Annotated in this window: 2 protein-coding genes and 1 pseudogene; all 3 read right to left on the reverse strand. The window is 68.6% G+C overall.

The window, feature by feature from the left end:
* Positions 1–35 precede the first annotated feature (35 nt).
* Positions 36–725 (reverse strand): (2Fe-2S)-binding protein, encoded by a 690-nt coding sequence (locus tag A9Z05_RS01480; RefSeq protein WP_069616605.1) that lies wholly within the window; start codon positions 723–725, stop codon positions 36–38.
* Positions 722–942, reverse strand: a 221-nt coding sequence (locus A9Z05_RS37380) for a hypothetical protein (protein ID WP_256121812.1), incomplete at its 5' end; no start/stop codon positions are given. The genes A9Z05_RS37380 and A9Z05_RS01480, both read right to left, overlap by 4 nt.
* Positions 943–944: 2 nt before the next feature.
* Positions 945–1,570 (reverse strand): annotated as a pseudogene (locus tag A9Z05_RS01485) (molybdopterin cofactor-binding domain-containing protein); the annotation flags it as partial.

Below are 1,570 nucleotides of genomic sequence, written 5' to 3' on the forward strand. Positions count from 1 at the left end.
CGCAGCCCGCGCGGCACGATGAGCGAGTGTGCGTTTCATGGGGCTTCCTTCACGAGTCCCGGCGTCGTCAGCACCACGTCCTTCACGGCTTCGTAGTAGCGGACATAGCCCGTGCAGCGGCAGAGGTGCGCATCGAGCGCGTCGGTGATCGTGCGTTCCACGTCGGCCTTCGCGATCGGCTCGCGCTTCAGGCGTTCGATCAGCACGGTCGCCGCGTTGACGAAACCCGGTGTGCAGTAGCCGCACTGGAAGCTGAAGTGCTCGAGGAACTTCTGCTGGATCGGCGACAGCTCGACCACCTCGCCGGCTTCGTTGCGCTTCGCGTGGCCTTCGATCGTGCGGATCGAACGGCCGTGGAAGAAGTGCGCGCCGGTGATGCAGGTGCGCATCTCCTCGCTCGTGCCGTCCGGCTTGTCGACGATCACGACGCACGCGTGGCAGACGCCCTGCCCGCAGCCGAGCCGCGAACCGGTGAGGCCCAGGTACTCGTGCAGGAACTCGATCATCATCAGCCCTTCCGGCACCGGCATCGGGCCGACCGACTTGCCGTTGATGTTGACCGACAGCGGCTTCCGCTGGAACCGGACGAGCGGACGCTCGACGGGTGCCGAAGCCGCAGCAGGTGCAGCAGGTGCAGCGGGTATGGATGCCGGAGCGGCCGAAGCCGCATTCGACGCGGACGCGCCGGCGCTCGCGGTCGAAGCCGCGGTTTGGGCGGTCGTCATGCGAGCACCTCCTGAATCTTTTGCGGGGTCACCGGCAGGTCGGTGAAACGATGGCCGATCGCGTGCGCGATGCCGTTCACGATCGCGCCGACGACGGGAATCATCACCACTTCGGCAACGCCCTTCGGCGGATCGGTCTCGGACAGCGGCGGCAGCACGTCGCCCGTTTGCGTCCATACGGCGACGTCGGACGCGCGCGGCAACGGGTAACGGTTGANNCCGTTGCCGGGGCCGTCCTCGTAGAGCGGCAGGTACTCGTGCAGCGCATGGCCGATGCCCATCGCGAGACCGCCCTGCAACTGGCCCGACACGAGCTGCGGCGAAATCTGGTTGCCGCATTCCATGATCGAGTGATGCGTGAGCAGTTCGACCTTGCCGGTCGCTTCGTGCACGGCCAGCTCGACGAGCGTGCCCACCGCCGTGTAGTACGTGACGGCCGCGTTGTTGCGGCTCGTCGGCGGGATGAACACGCGCTTGCGATCGAGCACGCGATAGCCGTTCGCGGTCGGCGGCAATGTGCCGCGCAGCGCGGTCGCGCCGGCCGGTGCGGCGGTGCCCGGCAGCGGGCCGTCGTCGCCGGTCTTCGGCGCGCCGACGCGCAGCGACAGCCCGTCGATCGGCAGACGCTCGATTGCGCCACCTACCTCGAATTCGGCGTCGGTCCACTGCCACCGGTTGAACACGTGCACGACGGCGCCGGTCGGCAGGCCGAGCGCATGCGCCTGCTTCGCGAGCTGCTCGAACGTCAGCGGCTCGAGGCCGTCGGCGGTCAGCTTGCCGTCGACCCAGCGTGCATCCTCGATGCGGATCGTGTACGGCGCGGCCTGGCCGCCGCCGAGGCCGCG

Origin of the sequence: Burkholderia sp. A2 (genome assembly GCF_001729305.1) — a bacterium.
Lineage (GTDB): Bacteria > Pseudomonadota > Gammaproteobacteria > Burkholderiales > Burkholderiaceae > Burkholderia > Burkholderia sola.